The following is a 16,034-nucleotide window of genomic DNA, read 5'->3' on the forward strand; positions in this document are numbered from 1 at the left end:
CGGGCGCGCCCGCATGCCCCCCTTCGTGCGGGCGCCGCGGCCGCTCGCGGCGCCCGAGCGAGTCGCCCTGACGGCGCCGCAGCGGGCGACGGCGCACATGGCCGCCTCCCTGCTGCTGGACTACCCGGCCGAGGACGCCTTTCAGGAGCGCCTGGGGGCGGTCGCCGCCGCCCTGGCCGGCCCGGACGCCCCTCCCGCGGCGGTGGCCGCCCCCATTGAGGAGTTCGTGGCCACGGCCCGCTCCTGGGGGGCGCGCGCACTGGCCGAGCACTACGTGGAGACCTTCGACCGGCGCCGGCGCTGCTGCCTGTACCTGACCTACTACGCGGTGGGCGACACCCGGCACCGCGGGGCGGCGCTGCTGGCCTTCAAGCAGGCGCTGGCGGCGGCCGGCTACGAGATGGCTGCCGACGAGCTGCCCGACTACCTGCCCGTGGTCCTGGAGCTGAGCGCGCGCAGCGGCGACGAGGTGGCCCAGACGCTGCTGTCCAGCCACCGCGAGGGCATCGAGGTGCTGCGCGCCGCCCTGGTCGACGCCGGCTCGCCCTACGCCCGGATCGTCGAGGCGGTCTCCATGACCCTGCCCGAGATCGACGCCGCCACGGCCGACCGGGTGCGGGCGCTGGTGGCGGCCGGGCCGCCCACCGAGACCGTCGGGGTGACGGACACACTGCCCTTCCCCACCACGCCGATCAGGCTCCTCGGTCCGACCAGCCCGGTCGGTCCGGTCGGCGCGGCGGCCGGCCCCGCCGTCGGCCCGGCGTTCCTCGCGACGCCCGCGCGGCCCGAGCGGCTCACCCGGACCGGGCCCTCCCCCGAGGCCGACCCCGGTCCCCACCGACACGCAGCCCAGGAGCCCCGATCATGAGCACCTTCGAGCAGTACTTCCTGTGGACCGCCCTGCCCTACCTCTCGTTCCTCCTGCTGGGCGCGGGCCTGGTGTGGCGCTACCGCAACGACCAGTTCGGGTGGACGAGTCGGTCCTCCCAGTGGAACGAGTCGCGGATCCTGCGCTGGTCCTCCCCGCTGTTCCACTTCGGCATCCTGTTCGTGGCCGCCGGGCACGTCATGGGCCTGGGCGTCCCCAAGGACTGGACCGAGGCGGCGGGCGTCCCCGAGCACGTCTACCACCTCATGGCGGTCATCCCCGGCACGCTGGCGGGCATTATGACGCTGGTGGGGCTGGCCGGCCTGCTCTACCGGCGCATCGTGGTCAAGTCGGTGCGCCTGGCGACGACGACGAACGACAAGATCATGTACGTCCTCCTGCTCGTGCCGATCTGCCTGGGGGCGTGGGCGACGGTGTCCACCCAGCTGCTGGGCGGCCTGCACGGCGGCTACGACTACCGTGAGACCATCAGCCCCTGGTTCCGCTCGATCTTCCTGCTGAACCCCCAGCCCGAGCTCATGGCGGACGTGCCGGCGGTGTTCAAGCTGCACATTGTGGCCGGCCTGCTGCTGTTCGCCGTCTGGCCCTTCACCCGGCTGGTCCACGTCGTGAGCGCGCCGCTGGGGTACGTGACCCGGCCCTACGTCGTCTACCGCTCGCGGGAGGGCGCAACCTCCGCTGCCGCTCCGCGCCGCGGGTGGACGCCCGTGCGCACCCAGGGCACCGGCAACCAGGGCGCCGACGACGTCGCCCCCTCCCAGGGGGCCTGACCGGCCCGGCTCCCCTGCTCGCTCCGCCCGGCGCTCCCGCTCCACTCCCACTCGTCGAGATCGGTTCGCTTCCGGCTCGAGATCGGTTCGCCGAGCGGTGCGCGGCGGGGCAGTCGCGCACCGGGGCGTCCCGCTGCCGTGTTCCGCCCGTCAGAGGATAACCAGTACCGCAATAATCGAAAGACAATGATGATCAATTTTCTTTCGGGCGAACGAAATCATGTCCTTCCATCCCGGTCATCGGCATGAGATCCTAGTTGAGTGATGCGTCACTAGCGCTCCGAGGTCAAGTTAACCATCGTCGGTCGACGCGAGCTCGCTCCCGTACGGATCCCCAGATGAAAGGACCCACTCATGCGCATGCACCGCCGCGCGGCCCTGGCCACCGTCGCCCTTCTGTCCGCCATCTCACTGGCTGCCTGTGGAGGCTCGTCCCCCACGGACTCGACAGCAGGCGCCTCCGACGGCGCCGCATCCGGGATCAGCGGTGAAGTCACCGTGCTGGCCGCCGCCTCGCTCAAGGAGGCCTTCCCGGAGATCGCCGACAAGGTCAAGGAGGAGAACCCGGATCTGACCATTACCTTCGACTTCAAAGGTTCCCAGGACCTGGTGACCGCCCTGGCCGAGGGGCAGGCCGCCGACGTGCTGGCCACCGCCAACGACTCCACCATGAAGGACGCCGCCGACAAGAGTCTGGTGGGCGAGCAGACCGAGTTCGCCACCAATGTCCTGACCCTTATCGTTCCCAAGGGCAATCCCAAGAGGATCACCGGCCTGGACTCCTCTCTGGATGGCGCCAACCTCGTCATCTGCGCCCCCGAGGTCCCCTGCGGCAAGGCCGCTCACAAGCTCGCAGATGCCAAGGGAATCACTCTGAACCCGGTCTCCGAGGAGCAGCAGGTGAAGGATGTGGTGGGCAAGGTCGAGTCCGGCGAGGCGGATGCCGGTCTCGTCTATGTCACCGACGCGACTACCGCCGGGGACAAGGTGGAGAAGATCGACATCCCCGCCAACAACGTGATCAATCACTACCCCATCGCCGCCACCGCCAGCCCCACCAACCCGGAGGGCGCTAAGGCCTTCATCGACGCCGTCACCGGGACGACCGGCCAGGAGATCCTGGCCAAGTACGGCTTCGGCGCTCCCGGAGGCGCCTCCGCCGCGCCGAGCAGCGGCGCAATGACCGCCGCCCCCACCGCACCCTCTTCCATGCCCGCCGAGACCTCGAAGGCATCCGAGGCGGCATCTCCTGGTGAGACCGGCAAACCGGATGAGGCCGGCAACAAGCCGGACGCCGAGACCGCCACGCCGTGAGGCCGCCCGCGTCCGACGCCACCGCCCCGTGCCGAATGACGCTGGTCATGCGGCACGGGGCGCAGGCGCAGTAGACCTGGTCCCGTGAATCGACTGCCATCCTCCCGGCGGCCCGCCCGCGCCCCGTCCCGGCGTGGGCGGGCCGCTCGCGCCCCTCTGCCGGTGCTCGTCACCGCCCTGGCCGTCCTGGGCGCCTGCGCGATCGTCCTGCCCCTGGTGGGCCTGGGCACGCGCGTCGCCTGGGGGCGGCTGCCCCAGCTGCTGTCCACACCCTCCGCACAGAAGGCCCTGTGGCTCTCGGTGCGCACCTGCCTGATCGCCACGGCCATCAGCGTGGCTCTGGGCGTGCCGCTGTCGCTGCTGCTGGCCAGGCAGTGGCCGGGGGTGCGGACCGCCCGCGTCGTAGCCGTGCTGCCCATGACCATGCCGCCGGTGGTCGCGGGCATCGCCCTCCTGGCGACCCTCGGCAAGCGGGGGCTGCTCGGGCAGACCCTGGACGCCTGGGGAATACCCATTGCCTTCTCCACCGCAGCCGTCGTCGTCGCCCAGGTCTTCGTCTCCATGCCCTACCTGGTGGTCACCCTGGAGGCCGCGCTGCGCAGCCGCGACACCCGCGCCGAGACCATCGCCCGCACCCTGGGGGCGGGCCCGTGGCGGATCCTGGTGCGCATCACCCTGCCGCTGGCGGCGCCCGCGCTGGTGCGCGGCACCGCCCTGGCCCTGGGACGCAGCCTGGGCGAGTTCGGGGCGACCATCGCCTTCGCCGGCTCCAAGGAGGGCGTCACCCGCACCATGCCGCTGGCCATCTACCTGGAGCGGGAGAGCGACACGGCGACCTCCCTGGCGCTGGCCGTGGTACTCATCGCCCTGTCATTCCTCATTATCGGAACCACGAACGTGCGCTGGACCGCCCTGGCGGGCGGCCGCCGTCCGACCCGGGGCCTCGCCGACGAGGCCCTGGAGGCGGACGCGCCCGGGACGCCGAGGAAGCCCGCCGCCTCCCCCGACGACGACACCTTCGCAGCCGCCCCGGACGAGCCCGGCGGGCACGGCGAGCGCGGCGAACCCGGAAAGCGCGGCCGGGAGCTGGCGGTCTCCTTCCGCCTGGACGCGCGCGACGTCGTCGTCGACCTGACCGTCCCGGCCGGGCGCACCGTGGCGCTCGTGGGCCCCAACGGCTCGGGCAAGTCCACGGTCTGCGCGGTGGTGGCCGGGCTGCTGGACGCCGAGGGGGGCCGGGTAGTCCTGGGAGGGCGGGTCCTGGACGGCCCGGAGGGCTTCGTGCCCGCCGGCCGCCGCGAGGTGGCGCTGCTCAGCCAGGAGCCCGGCGTCTTCACCCACATGTCGGTCCTGAGCAACGTGGTCTTCGCCCTGCGCTGCCAGGGCGCGAGCCGCCAGCAGGCCCGCAGCCGCGCCCGCTCCGAGCTGGCCGCCGTCGGGGCGTCGCACCTGGCGTCCCGCTCTGGCGGCGCGCTCTCCGGCGGCCAGGCGGCGCGCGTGGCCCTGGCCCGGGCCCTGGCCACGCGCCCGCGCCTGCTGGTCCTCGACGAGCCCATGTCGGCCCTGGACGTCACCGCGCGCCAGGAGATGCGCGCCCTGGTCGCGCGCCGGATCGCCGAGGAGGGGCTCACGGCCCTGGTGGTCACCCACGACGTCCTGGACGTGACGGCGCTGGCCGACGACGTCGTCGTCCTGGAGGGCGGCCGGGTGGTGGAGCGCGGGGCGACGGCTCAGGTCCTGGCCGCACCGGTCTCCGACTTCGCCGCGCGGCTGACCGGGACGGCGGTCCTGACCGGGGAGCTGGCGGGCGACGCCAAGGCCCCGGCCCTGGAGCTGCCACGCGGACAGGTCGTCCACGGCCGCCCCCGGGACGACGCCGACGCCCGCGGCGGGCCCCCGCGCCCGGGCGGGCCCGGCATCGCCCTGGTGCCGCCGGATGCCGTGGCCCTGTACCGGGAGCCCCCCGAGGGCTCGCCCCGCAACGTCCTGGCGGGCCGGGTGACCGGGGTGGAGCGGGCCGGCGCCCTGGTGAGCGTGGGGCTGGCCGGCGGCCAGGGCGTCCGCGCCGTGGTCACCGCCGGCGCCGTCGCCGAGATGGGCATCGCCGTCGGTCAGGAGCTGTGGTGCGCCATCAAGGCCGTCGAGGTGCGCATCGTGCCCCGGCGCGCAGCACGGCCCATGGGCCGGCACACCGGGAGCCCAGACGGCCCTGGGGCCGGCGGCGGCACAGCCACCGCGACGAGCGGGAGGGCGGAGCGGTGACCGGCCCGTCTGACGCATCCCACAGGGCTCCCGGCGTGCGGGCCGCCCGCGCCTGGTCACCTCAGACGATCTGCTCCACCACCAGCCCAGCCGGCCCCCTCATGCCCAGGCCCCGACGACACCCCCGACGCTCCGCCCCGCAACGACGCCCCACCCACCCGACCAGCTACTCCGCTCCAGTGACGGCAACAGGCGGCACAGGCGATGACCGAGGCGCAAAGACCGACCCAGCATCTGCCAGCTCGGGTTCCGCTAGACGGGGAGAATGTCGATGAGGCCCTCAAGCCCCCTGAGATCGCCCGCATTCCTGGTCAGCAGCGGAAGATCCTCCGCCAGGGCTGTCGCAGCGATCATCAGATCCGCTGCACGACTGCGAGGAAGGCGGCCCGCAGCCAAGACTGCACTGGCAATCAGCCCGTAGGCGCGCGCAGCCTCGACCCCGAAAGGAATCGGCTCGATGAGGGACTCGACCAATTGGAGTCTCGCCTGCCGACGGGAGCGCTCCATCGGATCAGATGCGTAAGCAGGAGCGGCACTCAGCTCGGCGAGTGTCACGACGCTGATGGCAAGCTCCTCGGGAAGCAGGGCCGAGTCGATCTGCGGCAGGTCAATGACGACAGACGTATCGAGAAGGCCAATTCGGTGCGACTCAGGCACGGGGCTCAGGATCCTGATCGATGACGGCGTCCAGATCGGCGACCACCTGCCGACCATCGACCACTGGGGCACCGGCGAGAGCGGCCAGGAGCACCTCCCGGTTCACCGTTCGACTGCGACGCAGCGGCCGCAGCTCGCCGACCGGGACCTGGTTCCGAGTCACGATGAAACTCTTCCCCCCGCTCAGCTCCCGCATAATCGCACCACTGTTGTTGCGCAGTTCACGCTGGCCGATGGACATCATCGTATCCAGTGTAGCACCTAGCGCTACGAGCGGTACTGGGGGGTGAGGCGCGCGTGGAGCACGTTCCGTCAGAGCATCGGAGACAAGGACGGCGCGGCCTGCCGGGGCGCTACCGTGCCAGTCGGCGGGTCTCCCTGTTGAAGCCCAAGGCGGTGGAGGCCGTCACGACCACCAGCAGCCCCATCACCGCAATCCCGGGCAGTCCCACAATCGCGGACACTGCTGCAGCACCAATCAGAACGGCGTCGGAGACCGCCAGACTGATCCACACCCTGTGGCCCGTTGAGCGCACCAGGAAGTACCAGAAGGCGGTGACACACGTGACGATGCCGCCGAACAGCGCCGCGACCGCCGCCGGGCCAGCTGGCTCGGTCGGAGCGGCCACGACGACCTCGGCCCCGACGGCGAAGGCCACCATGCCCAGGACCAGAACCTGCTGGCCGTTGGTGGCCAGGACGGCCAGCGAGACGCTGGAGGCCGGGCTGTCACTGTGCGCCTCGGAGGTCAGGGGGGCCAGGACGTGCTCCTCGTTGGCCGGCCCGAAGAAGAGACCCCACACGCCGATGATGACGAGCAGGGAGGCCACTCCGGCGGCCACGACCAGGGGCTCGTCCAGGCCGTGGATGATCGCGTTGCCGGTGGTGAGGATGGCCTCGCCCAGGCAGATAATGAGGAAGAGCTGGCACCGCTCGATCTGGTGGGACAGGTCGAAGTCGATTTCGTCACGGCCGGGCACGGGCAACCCCGGGACCGGGTGCCGCAGGCGCATGCCCAACAGGTCGATGGCGGCGGCCGCCGCCCACCAGGGAAGGCGGCTGTGCTCGTCGGCCAGGGCGCCCACCACCCAGGGCACGGCCGAAACCAGTGCCCATACCACCATGTTGATGCGGTGCAGGCGCATGGCAGGCAGGACGTCCACTCTCCGGGTCAGCAGCGGCCTGCCGATCTGGATGGCCAGCAGCGGGGCCGCGAACATCCAGGGCGAGTGCTCGAAGGCCCCGGTGATGGAGGCGTTCATAATCAGGCCGAGCACCATGACGCCCAGCAGGAGGTAGCGCGCCGTGCGCCGCCTGGCCAGCACCATCGTGGACTCGTAGGTCGTGGTGGCCCACACCCCGAAGACCGTCAGGGACATCACCAGGGTCTCCAGGGCGCCGCGCCAGGTGAGGTTCTCCAGGAGGTGCTCGGAGAGCTGGGAGATGGCGAAGACGTAGATGAGGTCGAAGAAGAGCTCGAGCTTGGTGACCTCCTGCTCCTCGCCGGGGGCGGCCTCAAGGTCATGAACGGTGCCGGGCATGCGGTCCTCTCCTCCGGGCAGCAATGCGTGCTGCAGTACTGCGAGCACCGCGGACACTACCTCACCTCACGAAGCCCCACGGGCCGCCCCGACCCGGCCGCGCAGAGGCGGCAAGACGCTTCGGCTGACAGCGATAGGGGTGGCCCTGGGAGTGCCTGGGACAGGACGCGGGCGGCCCGTAGGCTCGAAACGACGGCGCCCGAGCACCACCGGGCGCCAGTAACGGAGGATCTCATGAGCACCACAACCCCTGACCTGCCCACCACGATGCGCGGCGTCGTCATGCACGCCCCCGGAGACGTGCGCGTGGACGACCGCGAGGTCCCGCGCGTCGTCGAGCCCACCGACGCGGTCCTGAAGGTCGAGGCCGCCTGCGTCTGCGGCTCCGACCTGTGGCCCTTCCGCGGAATCGCCCCGGTCACCGAGCCCCGCCCCATGGGGCACGAGTACGTGGGCACCGTCGTCGAGGTGGGCGAGAAGGTGAAGAACGTCAAGGTCGGCGACTTCGTCGTCGGCTCCTTCTGCACCTCGGACAACACCTGCGAGATCTGTGAGTCCGGCTTCCAGTCCCGCTGTGCCAATGGCGGCTTCATGGGCGACACGCAGGCCCAGTACACGCGCGTGCCCCTGGCCGACGGCACCCTCGTGGCGGTGCCCGGCGGCAAGCCGGAGGACCCCGACGTCGTCGCCTCCCTGCTGGCGGCCTCCGACGTGCTGGGCACCGGCTGGTTCGGGGCCGTGGCCGCCCAGGCCGGCCCCGGCAAGACGATCGCCGTCGTCGGCGACGGCGCGGTGGGCCTGTCGGCCGTCCTGGCCGCCAAGGCCCTGGGGGCCGAGAGGGTCATCGCCTTCTCCCGCCACGAGGACCGGGCGGCGCTCGCCCGCGAGTTCGGCGCCGACGTCGTCATCGCCGAGCGCGGCGAGGAGGGCGCCGCGAAGGTCAAGGAGCTCACCGGCGGCTACGGGGCCCACGGCGTGGTCGAGGCTGTCGGCAACCAGCTGTCCATGAACCAGGCCATCGCCTCGTGCCGGCCCGGCGGGCACGTCGGATACGTCGGCGTGGCCCACGGCGTGAGCCTCGACGGGCAGCAGCTCTTCTTCGCCGAGGTCAACATGCTGGGCGGGCCCGCACCGGTGCGCCGCTTCCTGCCGGACCTCATCGACCGCATCCTCAAGCGCGAGATCAACCCCGGGCGGGTCTTCACCATGCGCCTGCCGCTGGAGAGGGCGGCCGAGGGGTATGCGGCGATGGACGAGCGCCGCGCCATCAAGGTGCTGCTGGAGGTCTGACGCCGTCCGACACGGTCTACCCCTGACCGCGATTCACACCACTGGCCGCGGCCCACGACCTCTCGACGGTCGGGCTGCGGCCAGTGGTCGTCGGCCGCGCCCGCGCGGCTCAGACGCGGGGCTGCGGATCCTCCGAATAATCCCGCCCCGGTACGGGCCGCGCCGTCATCAGCCGACGGCGGCGAGGCGCTCCGCCCTCCTCCTGCGGCTCCGGCGGCGGACGGCGGAGACGGTGCCGGTCACCACGAAGCCGATGCTGACCACGACGAGCCCGAGGCCCGCGAGGCGCACTGGGCGCGCCGAGTTGTTCTCGTAGTCCCACACCGCTTCGAAGTCCTCGTTGTTGAGCCGGCACTCTTCGCCGTTGACCTCGACGGAGAAGCCCGAGGACGGCTGCCCCTCCTCCAGGCACGTGACGTCTGGTGCAGGGCCGAGGTGCTGGACGCTGATGAGCCCCGCCCCGGCAGCGAACAGGACAAGGGCGGCAAGGAACCAGTAGAGGGGTTTCATGCGCGTGAGTCTACAGGGCCCTCGGCCAGAAAGACATGCGTCTCAAAACTCGGGTCCGCGGCCCGACGACGGTACGCGCGCGTGCTCGACCAGCATGCGGGCATAGCCATAGCCGCCACCGCGGAGGACGGAGCACAAGCACTGCGCATCCTGGATCGACACCGCATCGACATAGCCCTTCTCGAAGTGGAGATGCCGCTCACGGCCAGACCGTCCTTGGACCCGCCCCCATGCAGATCGTCGCGAACAGGTTCCGCCACTAGGCGGAGGCTGCCACTAGGCGGAGGCTCGGACGGACAGCATCGACTTCATCCGCGCAGTCAGCTCTGGCTGGAGCTGAACGAGGTCGGTGTGTGGCGGTGTGACTGGGGTGTGCTCGAGGTCGTGGTCGGGGGCGCGGTTGGTGGTGTGGGCGGTGCTGGTTTTGGCGGTGTCACGTGCGTGCTTGGTGGGACCCGGGGTCGGGGGCGCAGGGGGGCGTGTGGATGGGTGTGATTCGCCTTGGCTCCTGGCCGGTGGCATAGAGGTTGGTCAGGGCCCTGGGCGTGGTGGAGCCCGGCGTTGTCCAGGACGGCCGCGGTCCTCTTGTCCCTTATCGGTCTCGCGCCGAGCGACCCGTCATGAGGGCGGGTCTGCTCGGCGTCCTGGTCTCCCCCGATGGGGTAGATCCTCCGTTTTCTTGGTCGTCAGGCCCAGTGCCCCGAGGAACGACCGGTGGGCTGCTGGGTGTGTCTTGGGCTGTGGTTGGTTGTGCTGGTCAGGTGGCTTTGTTACTGCTTGCCGGCTCGTACTCGGTCTCGCCCTGTGTCTGGTACCCGGGCGCCGGTGTGGAGACGTGTCTGGCTTGTGTACCGGGCTCGGTCCGGGAGGCAGTGTCGTTGGTGGTCTTGCGTCTGGTGGGGTGCACCATTGGTGTGGGCTCTGTCGTTCCTTGGGGGTCGCGCCCGCCGGCTTCTGCCCGGGCGCCCGTCCAGCATGCCCCGGTCCTGCCCACCGAAGGGCGAGTGCCGTAGTCTTTCAGGTGCCTGGCGAGCCGGGCGGAGGCGTGCCGGGGTGCCGCGGCCCGGGGCGGGGTGGAAGATCGTCTTGTCCCTCCTCGTCGGGCGCCTGCGGGCCGCCATGTCGATCGCCTCGCACACCAGGGGCCGGTGCCGCGTGTGGTCGCCCCAGTGGCGTACCCGACCACCTTCCTGGTACAGCAGCCCGGCAACGGTCGCCAGGCAGATCGGGCCCCTCCCCGGGTTCTGGTACAGGTGGATGCCGCCCACCCACTTCATCGCGGGCCTGTCGGCGGCGGGAGCCCGCGCCCGGACCAGGTCAGGATCACGAGACTCCGGGCCCGGCGGCCCGGGCGGTGGCGCCGGGACCTCTCGGCGGGGCCGCGGCCTGGCGGGCCCCGAGCGCACGGGCGGGTGCGCACCGCCTCGCGGTCCACGCGCCCGCGCCCCCGCGGCCGCAGGGCCGCAGGGGCGCGCCGGTACCCGCAGGGTTCCGTCCGAGGCACCGGGCTCAGTCCTGATGAAAAGGACCAGTCCGCGTCGTCTGGTGGTAGCCGCCGACACCCAGCCCGCCGGCTCGTGGTAGCCCGACCCCCGGGCACCCCGGCCCCGCCGGCACACCACAAGCCTGCAGGGCGCCCGAACGCCTCCCCCATCTGACGAGGACATCCCGCCCCCCCCCGTCATATCGACCCGCACGAGACAACCCTCATGCGATATCCCCGCAAGCACCAGCTAGGAGTCCCCCAGCAGCCGCCCCAGAACGCCATCTCGTTTAATTCCAGCCATAATCTGTTCACCCTGACGATAGGGGTGAATCCCGTCATCATCCTCTACCACTACGTCCTGAGCGCCTTCATCGCGACAACTGTCATCAGCTCGTTCGCCTCCCCGCTCGCCGCCACAGACGAGGGGGACACCGGCGTCCTGCAGAAGGCCAGGTGGCTCCATCTCACAGTCCTCAGCGCGATCGGCCTCCTACTCGCGACGGCATCCTCTGCAACGGGCACAGGGCCGGAGACTCTCGAGAGTGCTCGCGCCTACCTCGCGTGGAGCGGGTTGGCACTCCTCGCCGCCGGGCTCTTGCGCGAGTCTCTGTCCTGGATCGGAGTGCTCCTCGGCATCGTCATCATCATCTGGTTCGGTTCCCCCGACGGAGAGCACGCCCCGTGGAACTGAGCCCAGGCCCCGCCCGAGGCATCCGCGTCGTGGTGGGCGAGAGCGCCGTCCTCCTCGCCGTCGGCCTCCTCCTGTGCCACGTGCGGTGGCGGGGAGGACTGCTCCGGGCAGGGCTGCTCCCCGGCCGGACGGTGCTCCGACGCCGGACCCTGGGCAGACGCAAGCGGCCCCGGGGTCGTCACAGGCTTTGAGAGCGCGGCGGAGGGGAGCAGTATGGGAGCAGCGCGGAGAGCACAACCCTCAGTAACGGCGTCCGGTCCTCGGCCTGGGCGTGCACCGGACGCCGCCGCGCGAGACCGAGCGCTGCGTGCGCGAGGCTGTCGAGGTGGGGTACTGCCTCATCGACACCGCCCAGTACTACTGCAACGAGGAGGGTGTGGGCCGGGCCGTGCGCGGGGCGATGGCCGACGGCGTGGCCCACGAGGACCTGTTCGTCACCACCAAGCTCGCGACCTCCGGGTACCGGGCGGGCAGGCGCGCCATCGAGAGCTCCCTGAGAACCCTGGGCCTGGACTGGATCGATCTCGTGCTCATCCACTGGCCGCACGGCGACGACGCCCGGACCTGGCGGGCGCTGGAGGAGGCCTGCTCGGCGGGCCTGCTGCGGTCGATCGGCCTGTCCAACTTCTACGGCCGCCAGGTGGAGGAGATCGTGCGGACGGCCGAGATCCTGCCGGTGGTGGACCAGGTGGAGACGCACGTCCTTGTACCAGCAGCGCCGCCTGGTCCGCCTCCTGGCTTCTCACGACATCAGGATCGAGGCCTGGAACCCGCTGGGGGCCGGGGACGGCTCCTCACCCACCCTGTGCTCGCGCGGATCGCCCAGGACCACGAGGCCACGCCGGCCCAGGTGCCCCTGGCCTTCCAGGTGCGCACCGGCGTTATCACGATCCCCAAAAGGCGGTTCACCGCGAGCGCATGCTCGCCCTCGACCCCTCCTACAACGGCTAATCCGGCGGGAGCTCGCGGCACGCGTCCTCCACCGACATCTTCGTCGAGGACTTCCACGCCGGCACCGACTACCTGAGCGCCCGCCCTCTCGTAGACCACGAGCGGATCGGTGTCGTGGGCGTGTGCGCCTCGGGCGCCTTTGCCCTGACGGCCGCCCAGGTGGACCTGCGCATCAAGGCGCTTATCAACGTCTGCGTGATCGACATCTCCGCCAGTTATCTGCCGCCGCACCCCGATGCGCAGGCGCGCAGGGCCGCCCTGGCGGGACCTGGCCGAGCAGCACTACCTGGACCTCGGCTCGCCGTCCCCGGCGATGGCGGCCATGGGCTACCCATGACCCTCAGCGACGACAACCCGATGGGCGAGTTCGGGGCCCTCTGCTGGCGCGAGGCGGGGCACCGCCACAGCCCCACTACACGGCTCGCCGCCGCCTCGGACCCGTCCTTCATGAACTTCGCCGAACTGACGCATCCCGAACAGATCGAGACGCCGGTGCTCACAGTGGTGGGCGAGCAGGCCACTTCCCGCTCGCTGTCCAAGGCGATCCACGAGAAGCCGACGACCACCAAGCGCCTCGTCGCGGCACCCGGCGCCGGTCACGTGGACCTCTACCACCGCATCGATCTCACCCTCTTCGACGAGATCAACTCCTTCCTGGCCCAGCTCCTGAGTCGGTAGTCCCGGCGAGGCCCGCACCCGTCAGGAGAATCGGGAGACAGTCATGACTGCGCACCCGGGGTGGGTGATGCTGCGGACGACCGCGCATGCCGTCCGGCCCGTGTCCGGGTGCGGCCGGGCGGGGACCCGCCGCCCTGGGTGCGGGTCGGGACGGGTGCGGAGGCAAGTTGCACATGGGAGAGAGGCGACCCGACGAGATGGACGCCGACTTTCGTTGGAATTCCAACGTTCTTCTCGGATCGCCAAGATTGACTGACGCGCTCCCATGTGCGCAGACCCCCCTGTAGGCACATGGGAGCGCGTCAGCTCATTTTGACGGACATGCGGAAATCGCAGAATGATGCGAAGAACCGGCATCCGCACCGGCAAGGCCCTCCTCTCCCATGTGCAACGCCCTCCTCCTGCACTGCCACCGCACACCGACGGCACCGACCACCGGCTCAAACGACTTGCTCAAACAGCTTCCGCAACAGGAGCCAAGCGGTTCGCACGGCCCCGCCGTCGTCGGGCCCCGCCCAGGAGCCGCCAGCGCACGGCGCCAGTGCTCCCGAGCCGATGTCACCGGGCTGCGCCCAGCACGCGGAGCCTGTCGTGGCTCGACCGGAATCGAGTTGTCCAGGACTCAGGCTGCGCCCGGCACGCGGAGCCTGTCGGCCGGGGCGCGCGGGGCCCGCCCCGCTACCGTGGTGCCATGATCGAGACCGCCTCCCCTCCCCCGGCCGGTGAGCGCCGCTGGCGAGACGACCTGCACCTGGCCCACACGATCGCCGACCAGGTCGATCCCCTGACTCGGGCGCACTTCGACAACCAGGACTTCGAGGTCGAGACCAAGCCGGACCTCACCCCGGTCACCGCCGCCGACCGGGAGGCCGAGCGCCTCATCCGCGACTACCTGTCGCGGGCCCGCACCCGCGACTCGGTGCTCGGCGAGGAGCTCGGGGTGACGGGCCGCTCGCCGCGGCAGTGGGTCATCGACCCGATCGACGGGACGAAGAGCTTCGTGCGCGGGGTGCCCGTGTGGGCCACTCTCATCAGCCTTGTGGAGGACGGCGAGGTCGTCGTCGGCCTGGCCTCCGCGCCGGCGCTGGACAAGCGCTGGTGGGCGGTCAGGGGAGGCGGCGCCTGGAGCGGGCGGTCGCTGGCGCTGGCCCGCCGGCTGCACGTGTCCAGCGTGACGGCCCTTCAGGACGCATCCATGTCCTACTCCTCCCTGTCCGGCTGGGCGGAGCGCAGGCGGCTGCGCGGCATGCTCTCGCTCATGCAGAGCTGCTGGCGCACGCGCGCCTACGGCGACTTCTGGTCCTACATGCTGCTGGCCTCCGGTGCGGTCGACCTGGCGGCCGAGCCCGAGCTCGAGGTCTACGACATGGCCGCGCTCGTCCCGATCGTCACCGAGGCGGGCGGGCGCTTCACCTCGCTGGCGGGGGAGCCGGGCCCGTGGGGCGGCGACGCCGTGGCCACCAACAGCCTGCTGCACGACGCCGTCCTGGCGCGCCTGGCCGAGGAGACCGACTGAGGCCGGGCCCGCGCGCCGGTCAGGGCCCGCGGGGCGCCATCGTCGGGCCTCCGGAGCGCCGCCGCCCCGACCCGCCGAGTGAGACCAAGGCCAACGCCGCAGACCCGCCATCGTCGCGTCACGGCGCGATAGCCTTCGGGCGACCCCGTCCGCCCTCATCCTGGGAGACCCATGAACTGGCTGCACGCCGTCATCCTCGGCATCGTCGAGGGCATCACCGAGTTCCTGCCCGTCTCCTCGACGGGCCACCTCAATATCGTCGAGAAGCTCCTCCACTACGACATCGAGGGCAAGGGCATGACCGCCTTCACCGCCGTCATCCAGATCGGGGCGATCCTGGCCGCCGTCGTCTACTTCTGGGGCGACATCGTGCGCATCGTGACCGCCTGGTTCAAGGGCCTGAGGTCCAAGGAGGCGCGCAGCGACCCCGACTACACACTGGGCTGGGGCATCATCCTCGGCTCGATCCCGGTCGCGGCGGTCGGGCTGCTGCTCAAGGACTTCATCGAGGTCACGGCCCGCAACATGTGGGTGATCGCCGGAGCCCTCATTGTCTGGAGCGCCGTCATGTGGCTCGCGGACCAGCAGTCCGACGGCCCGCCCGGAGCCGCCCACGCCTCGCTCGGCAAGGGCATGAGCAAGGTCGGCGTCAAGGACGCCCTCATTATCGGCGGCTTCCAGGCGCTCGCACCCGTCCTGCCGGGCATCTCCCGCTCCGGGGCGACGATCTCCGCCGGGCTCTTCCTGCGCTTCGACCGCGTCACGGCCACGCGCCTGTCCTTCTTCATGGGCATCCCCGCCCTCATCGCCGCAGGCCTGCTCGAAGCGGTCACAGCAGCGGGAGACATCACCGCCACCGTCGGGTGGACCGCCACCATTATCGCCACTATCGTCTCCGCCCTGGTGGCCTACGCGACGATCGCGTGGCTGCTGAGGTTCGTCTCCTCCAACAAGTTCACCAGCTTCCTCCTCTACCGCGTGGCCCTGGGCGCACTCATCGTCGCGCTGGTCGCCTCCGGCACGGTCGAGCCCTGAGGCCGCGGGCGGCTCTTTCTCGGCCTGGATCGCCCGCCACCACTGCGATGACGCCTTCGACAAGGCGATCGTGGCGCGCGTCAACGAGTGGTTCGGCAGCTGATCCCCTGGTCCCGGGGCCGCCGGGGGCTCCCCCGGGCCCGACGACGGCGGGCGGGCCGGGCGCCGAGGGGGCGGGGCGGGGCCCGCGGCTCCCCTTGCCGCCGAGATCGGTTCAAGGGGCCGGGCAGCCGCTCTGCCGTGCGCGGCCCGCCTCCGCACCCGCCCCATGGGTGAGGACCCGGGGTCTGCGCCTCGACGCAAGCCGGGCGGCGCCGGTCGCACGAGCCCGCAGGGCCGGTAACGAGCCGAGCGGGCCCCGCCCCTGGCGCGGGCCTACCATCCCCCCGCGGCCGTACAGGGACGAGCACCCGGACCCACCTGGACGGGTCCACTCCGGGGCTG

14 protein-coding genes are annotated in these 16,034 nt (G+C 71.4%); 10 read left to right on the top strand and 4 right to left on the bottom strand.

Features of this window, described 5'->3' with window-relative positions; all coding sequences use genetic code 11:
- Window positions 1–13 precede the first annotated feature (13 nt).
- The 4 genes from narJ to modB all read left to right on the top strand — a co-directional run bounded on the left by narJ (window position 14) and on the right by modB (window position 5,235).
- Window positions 14–868, top strand: a complete 855-nt coding sequence (gene narJ, locus O145_RS06580) for a nitrate reductase molybdenum cofactor assembly chaperone (RefSeq protein ID WP_043561445.1) — start codon at window positions 14–16, stop codon at window positions 866–868.
- Window positions 865–1,659, top strand: coding sequence for a respiratory nitrate reductase subunit gamma (gene narI / locus O145_RS06585; protein ID WP_043561334.1), 795 nt, complete (start codon window positions 865–867; stop codon window positions 1,657–1,659). Before narJ ends, narI begins: the two co-directional genes overlap by 4 nt.
- A gap of 354 nt (window positions 1,660–2,013) precedes the next feature.
- Window positions 2,014–2,973, top strand: coding sequence for a molybdate ABC transporter substrate-binding protein (gene modA, locus O145_RS06590; RefSeq protein WP_043561337.1), 960 nt, complete (start codon window positions 2,014–2,016; stop codon window positions 2,971–2,973).
- Window positions 2,974–3,057: 84 nt separating this feature from the next.
- Complete coding sequence (gene modB / locus O145_RS06595; protein ID WP_084682433.1) at window positions 3,058–5,235, top strand: molybdate ABC transporter permease subunit; 2,178 nt, start codon at window positions 3,058–3,060, stop codon at window positions 5,233–5,235.
- Window positions 5,236–5,487: 252 nt separating this feature from the next.
- Here modB and O145_RS06600 read toward each other — a convergent pair whose 3' ends face one another.
- The 3 genes from O145_RS06600 to O145_RS06610 all read right to left on the bottom strand — a co-directional run bounded on the left by O145_RS06600 (window position 5,488) and on the right by O145_RS06610 (window position 7,433).
- Entirely contained in the window at window positions 5,488–5,892 is a 405-nt protein-coding gene (locus tag O145_RS06600; protein ID WP_043561340.1) for a type II toxin-antitoxin system VapC family toxin, read from the bottom strand.
- The gene (locus O145_RS06605) at window positions 5,885–6,136 is read right to left on the bottom strand and encodes a type II toxin-antitoxin system Phd/YefM family antitoxin (RefSeq protein ID WP_043561343.1); all 252 of its coding nucleotides are present in this window, start codon (window positions 6,134–6,136) and stop codon (window positions 5,885–5,887) included. The genes O145_RS06600 and O145_RS06605 overlap by 8 nt, the downstream gene beginning before the upstream one ends.
- A 109-nt stretch (window positions 6,137–6,245) precedes the next feature.
- Complete coding sequence (locus O145_RS06610; RefSeq protein ID WP_043561345.1) at window positions 6,246–7,433, bottom strand: low temperature requirement protein A; 1,188 nt, start codon at window positions 7,431–7,433, stop codon at window positions 6,246–6,248.
- Window positions 7,434–7,700: 267 nt separating this feature from the next.
- On the opposite strand from O145_RS06610, the gene O145_RS06615 reads away from it, so the two are divergent.
- Entirely contained in the window at window positions 7,701–8,723 is a 1,023-nt protein-coding gene (locus O145_RS06615) for a zinc-dependent alcohol dehydrogenase family protein (RefSeq protein WP_411265948.1), read from the top strand.
- A 168-nt stretch (window positions 8,724–8,891) separates the two neighbouring features.
- Here the strand turns inward: O145_RS06615 and O145_RS06620 are convergent, their stop codons facing one another.
- Window positions 8,892–9,233, bottom strand: a complete 342-nt coding sequence (locus O145_RS06620) for a hypothetical protein (protein ID WP_043561352.1) — start codon at window positions 9,231–9,233, stop codon at window positions 8,892–8,894.
- A gap of 1,709 nt (window positions 9,234–10,942) precedes the next feature.
- Here O145_RS06620 and O145_RS06625 point away from each other — a divergent pair.
- The 5 genes from O145_RS06625 (at window position 10,943) to O145_RS06645 (ending at window position 15,590) form a co-directional block, all read left to right on the top strand.
- Window positions 10,943–11,410 (top strand): hypothetical protein, encoded by a 468-nt coding sequence (locus O145_RS06625; RefSeq protein WP_043561356.1) that lies wholly within the window; start codon window positions 10,943–10,945, stop codon window positions 11,408–11,410.
- 271 nt (window positions 11,411–11,681) lie between these two features.
- Window positions 11,682–12,437 carry an aldo/keto reductase gene (locus O145_RS06630; RefSeq protein WP_267489917.1) on the top strand — a complete coding sequence of 252 codons (756 nt, stop codon included), beginning with the start codon at window positions 11,682–11,684 and terminating at the stop codon, window positions 12,435–12,437.
- A 38-nt stretch (window positions 12,438–12,475) separates the two neighbouring features.
- On the top strand, window positions 12,476–13,039 hold the full coding sequence (locus tag O145_RS18030) for an alpha/beta hydrolase family protein (protein ID WP_229118400.1): 564 nt from the start codon (window positions 12,476–12,478) through the stop codon (window positions 13,037–13,039).
- A gap of 691 nt (window positions 13,040–13,730) precedes the next feature.
- Window positions 13,731–14,555, top strand: a complete 825-nt coding sequence (hisN, locus tag O145_RS06640) for a histidinol-phosphatase (RefSeq protein ID WP_043561361.1) — start codon at window positions 13,731–13,733, stop codon at window positions 14,553–14,555.
- A gap of 171 nt (window positions 14,556–14,726) precedes the next feature.
- Window positions 14,727–15,590, top strand: coding sequence for an undecaprenyl-diphosphate phosphatase (locus tag O145_RS06645; RefSeq protein ID WP_043561364.1), 864 nt, complete (start codon window positions 14,727–14,729; stop codon window positions 15,588–15,590).
- Window positions 15,591–16,034: the final 444 nt, after the last annotated feature.

The organism is Actinomyces israelii DSM 43320 (genome assembly GCF_000711965.1).
In the GTDB taxonomy this organism is placed as follows: Bacteria; Actinomycetota; Actinomycetes; order Actinomycetales; family Actinomycetaceae; genus Actinomyces; species Actinomyces israelii.

What these genes read in the sequence shown, in the direction of transcription:
- narJ (WP_043561445.1), top strand. Translation starts at nt 14, where the DNA reads ATGCCCCCCTTCGTGCGGGCGCCGCGGCCGCTCGCGGCGCCCGAGCGA.
- narI (WP_043561334.1), top strand. Translation starts at nt 865, where the DNA reads ATGAGCACCTTCGAGCAGTACTTCCTGTGGACCGCCCTGCCCTACCTC.
- modA (WP_043561337.1), top strand. Translation starts at nt 2,014, where the DNA reads ATGCGCATGCACCGCCGCGCGGCCCTGGCCACCGTCGCCCTTCTGTCC.
- O145_RS06605 (WP_043561343.1), bottom strand. Translation starts at nt 6,136, where the DNA reads ATGATGTCCATCGGCCAGCGTGAACTGCGCAACAACAGTGGTGCGATT.
- O145_RS06610 (WP_043561345.1), bottom strand. Translation starts at nt 7,433, where the DNA reads ATGCCCGGCACCGTTCATGACCTTGAGGCCGCCCCCGGCGAGGAGCAG.
- O145_RS06615 (WP_411265948.1), top strand. Translation starts at nt 7,701, where the DNA reads ATGCGCGGCGTCGTCATGCACGCCCCCGGAGACGTGCGCGTGGACGAC.
- O145_RS06620 (WP_043561352.1), bottom strand. Translation starts at nt 9,233, where the DNA reads ATGAAACCCCTCTACTGGTTCCTTGCCGCCCTTGTCCTGTTCGCTGCC.
- O145_RS06625 (WP_043561356.1), top strand. Translation starts at nt 10,943, where the DNA reads ATGCGATATCCCCGCAAGCACCAGCTAGGAGTCCCCCAGCAGCCGCCC.
- hisN (WP_043561361.1), top strand. Translation starts at nt 13,731, where the DNA reads ATGATCGAGACCGCCTCCCCTCCCCCGGCCGGTGAGCGCCGCTGGCGA.
- O145_RS06645 (WP_043561364.1), top strand. Translation starts at nt 14,727, where the DNA reads ATGAACTGGCTGCACGCCGTCATCCTCGGCATCGTCGAGGGCATCACC.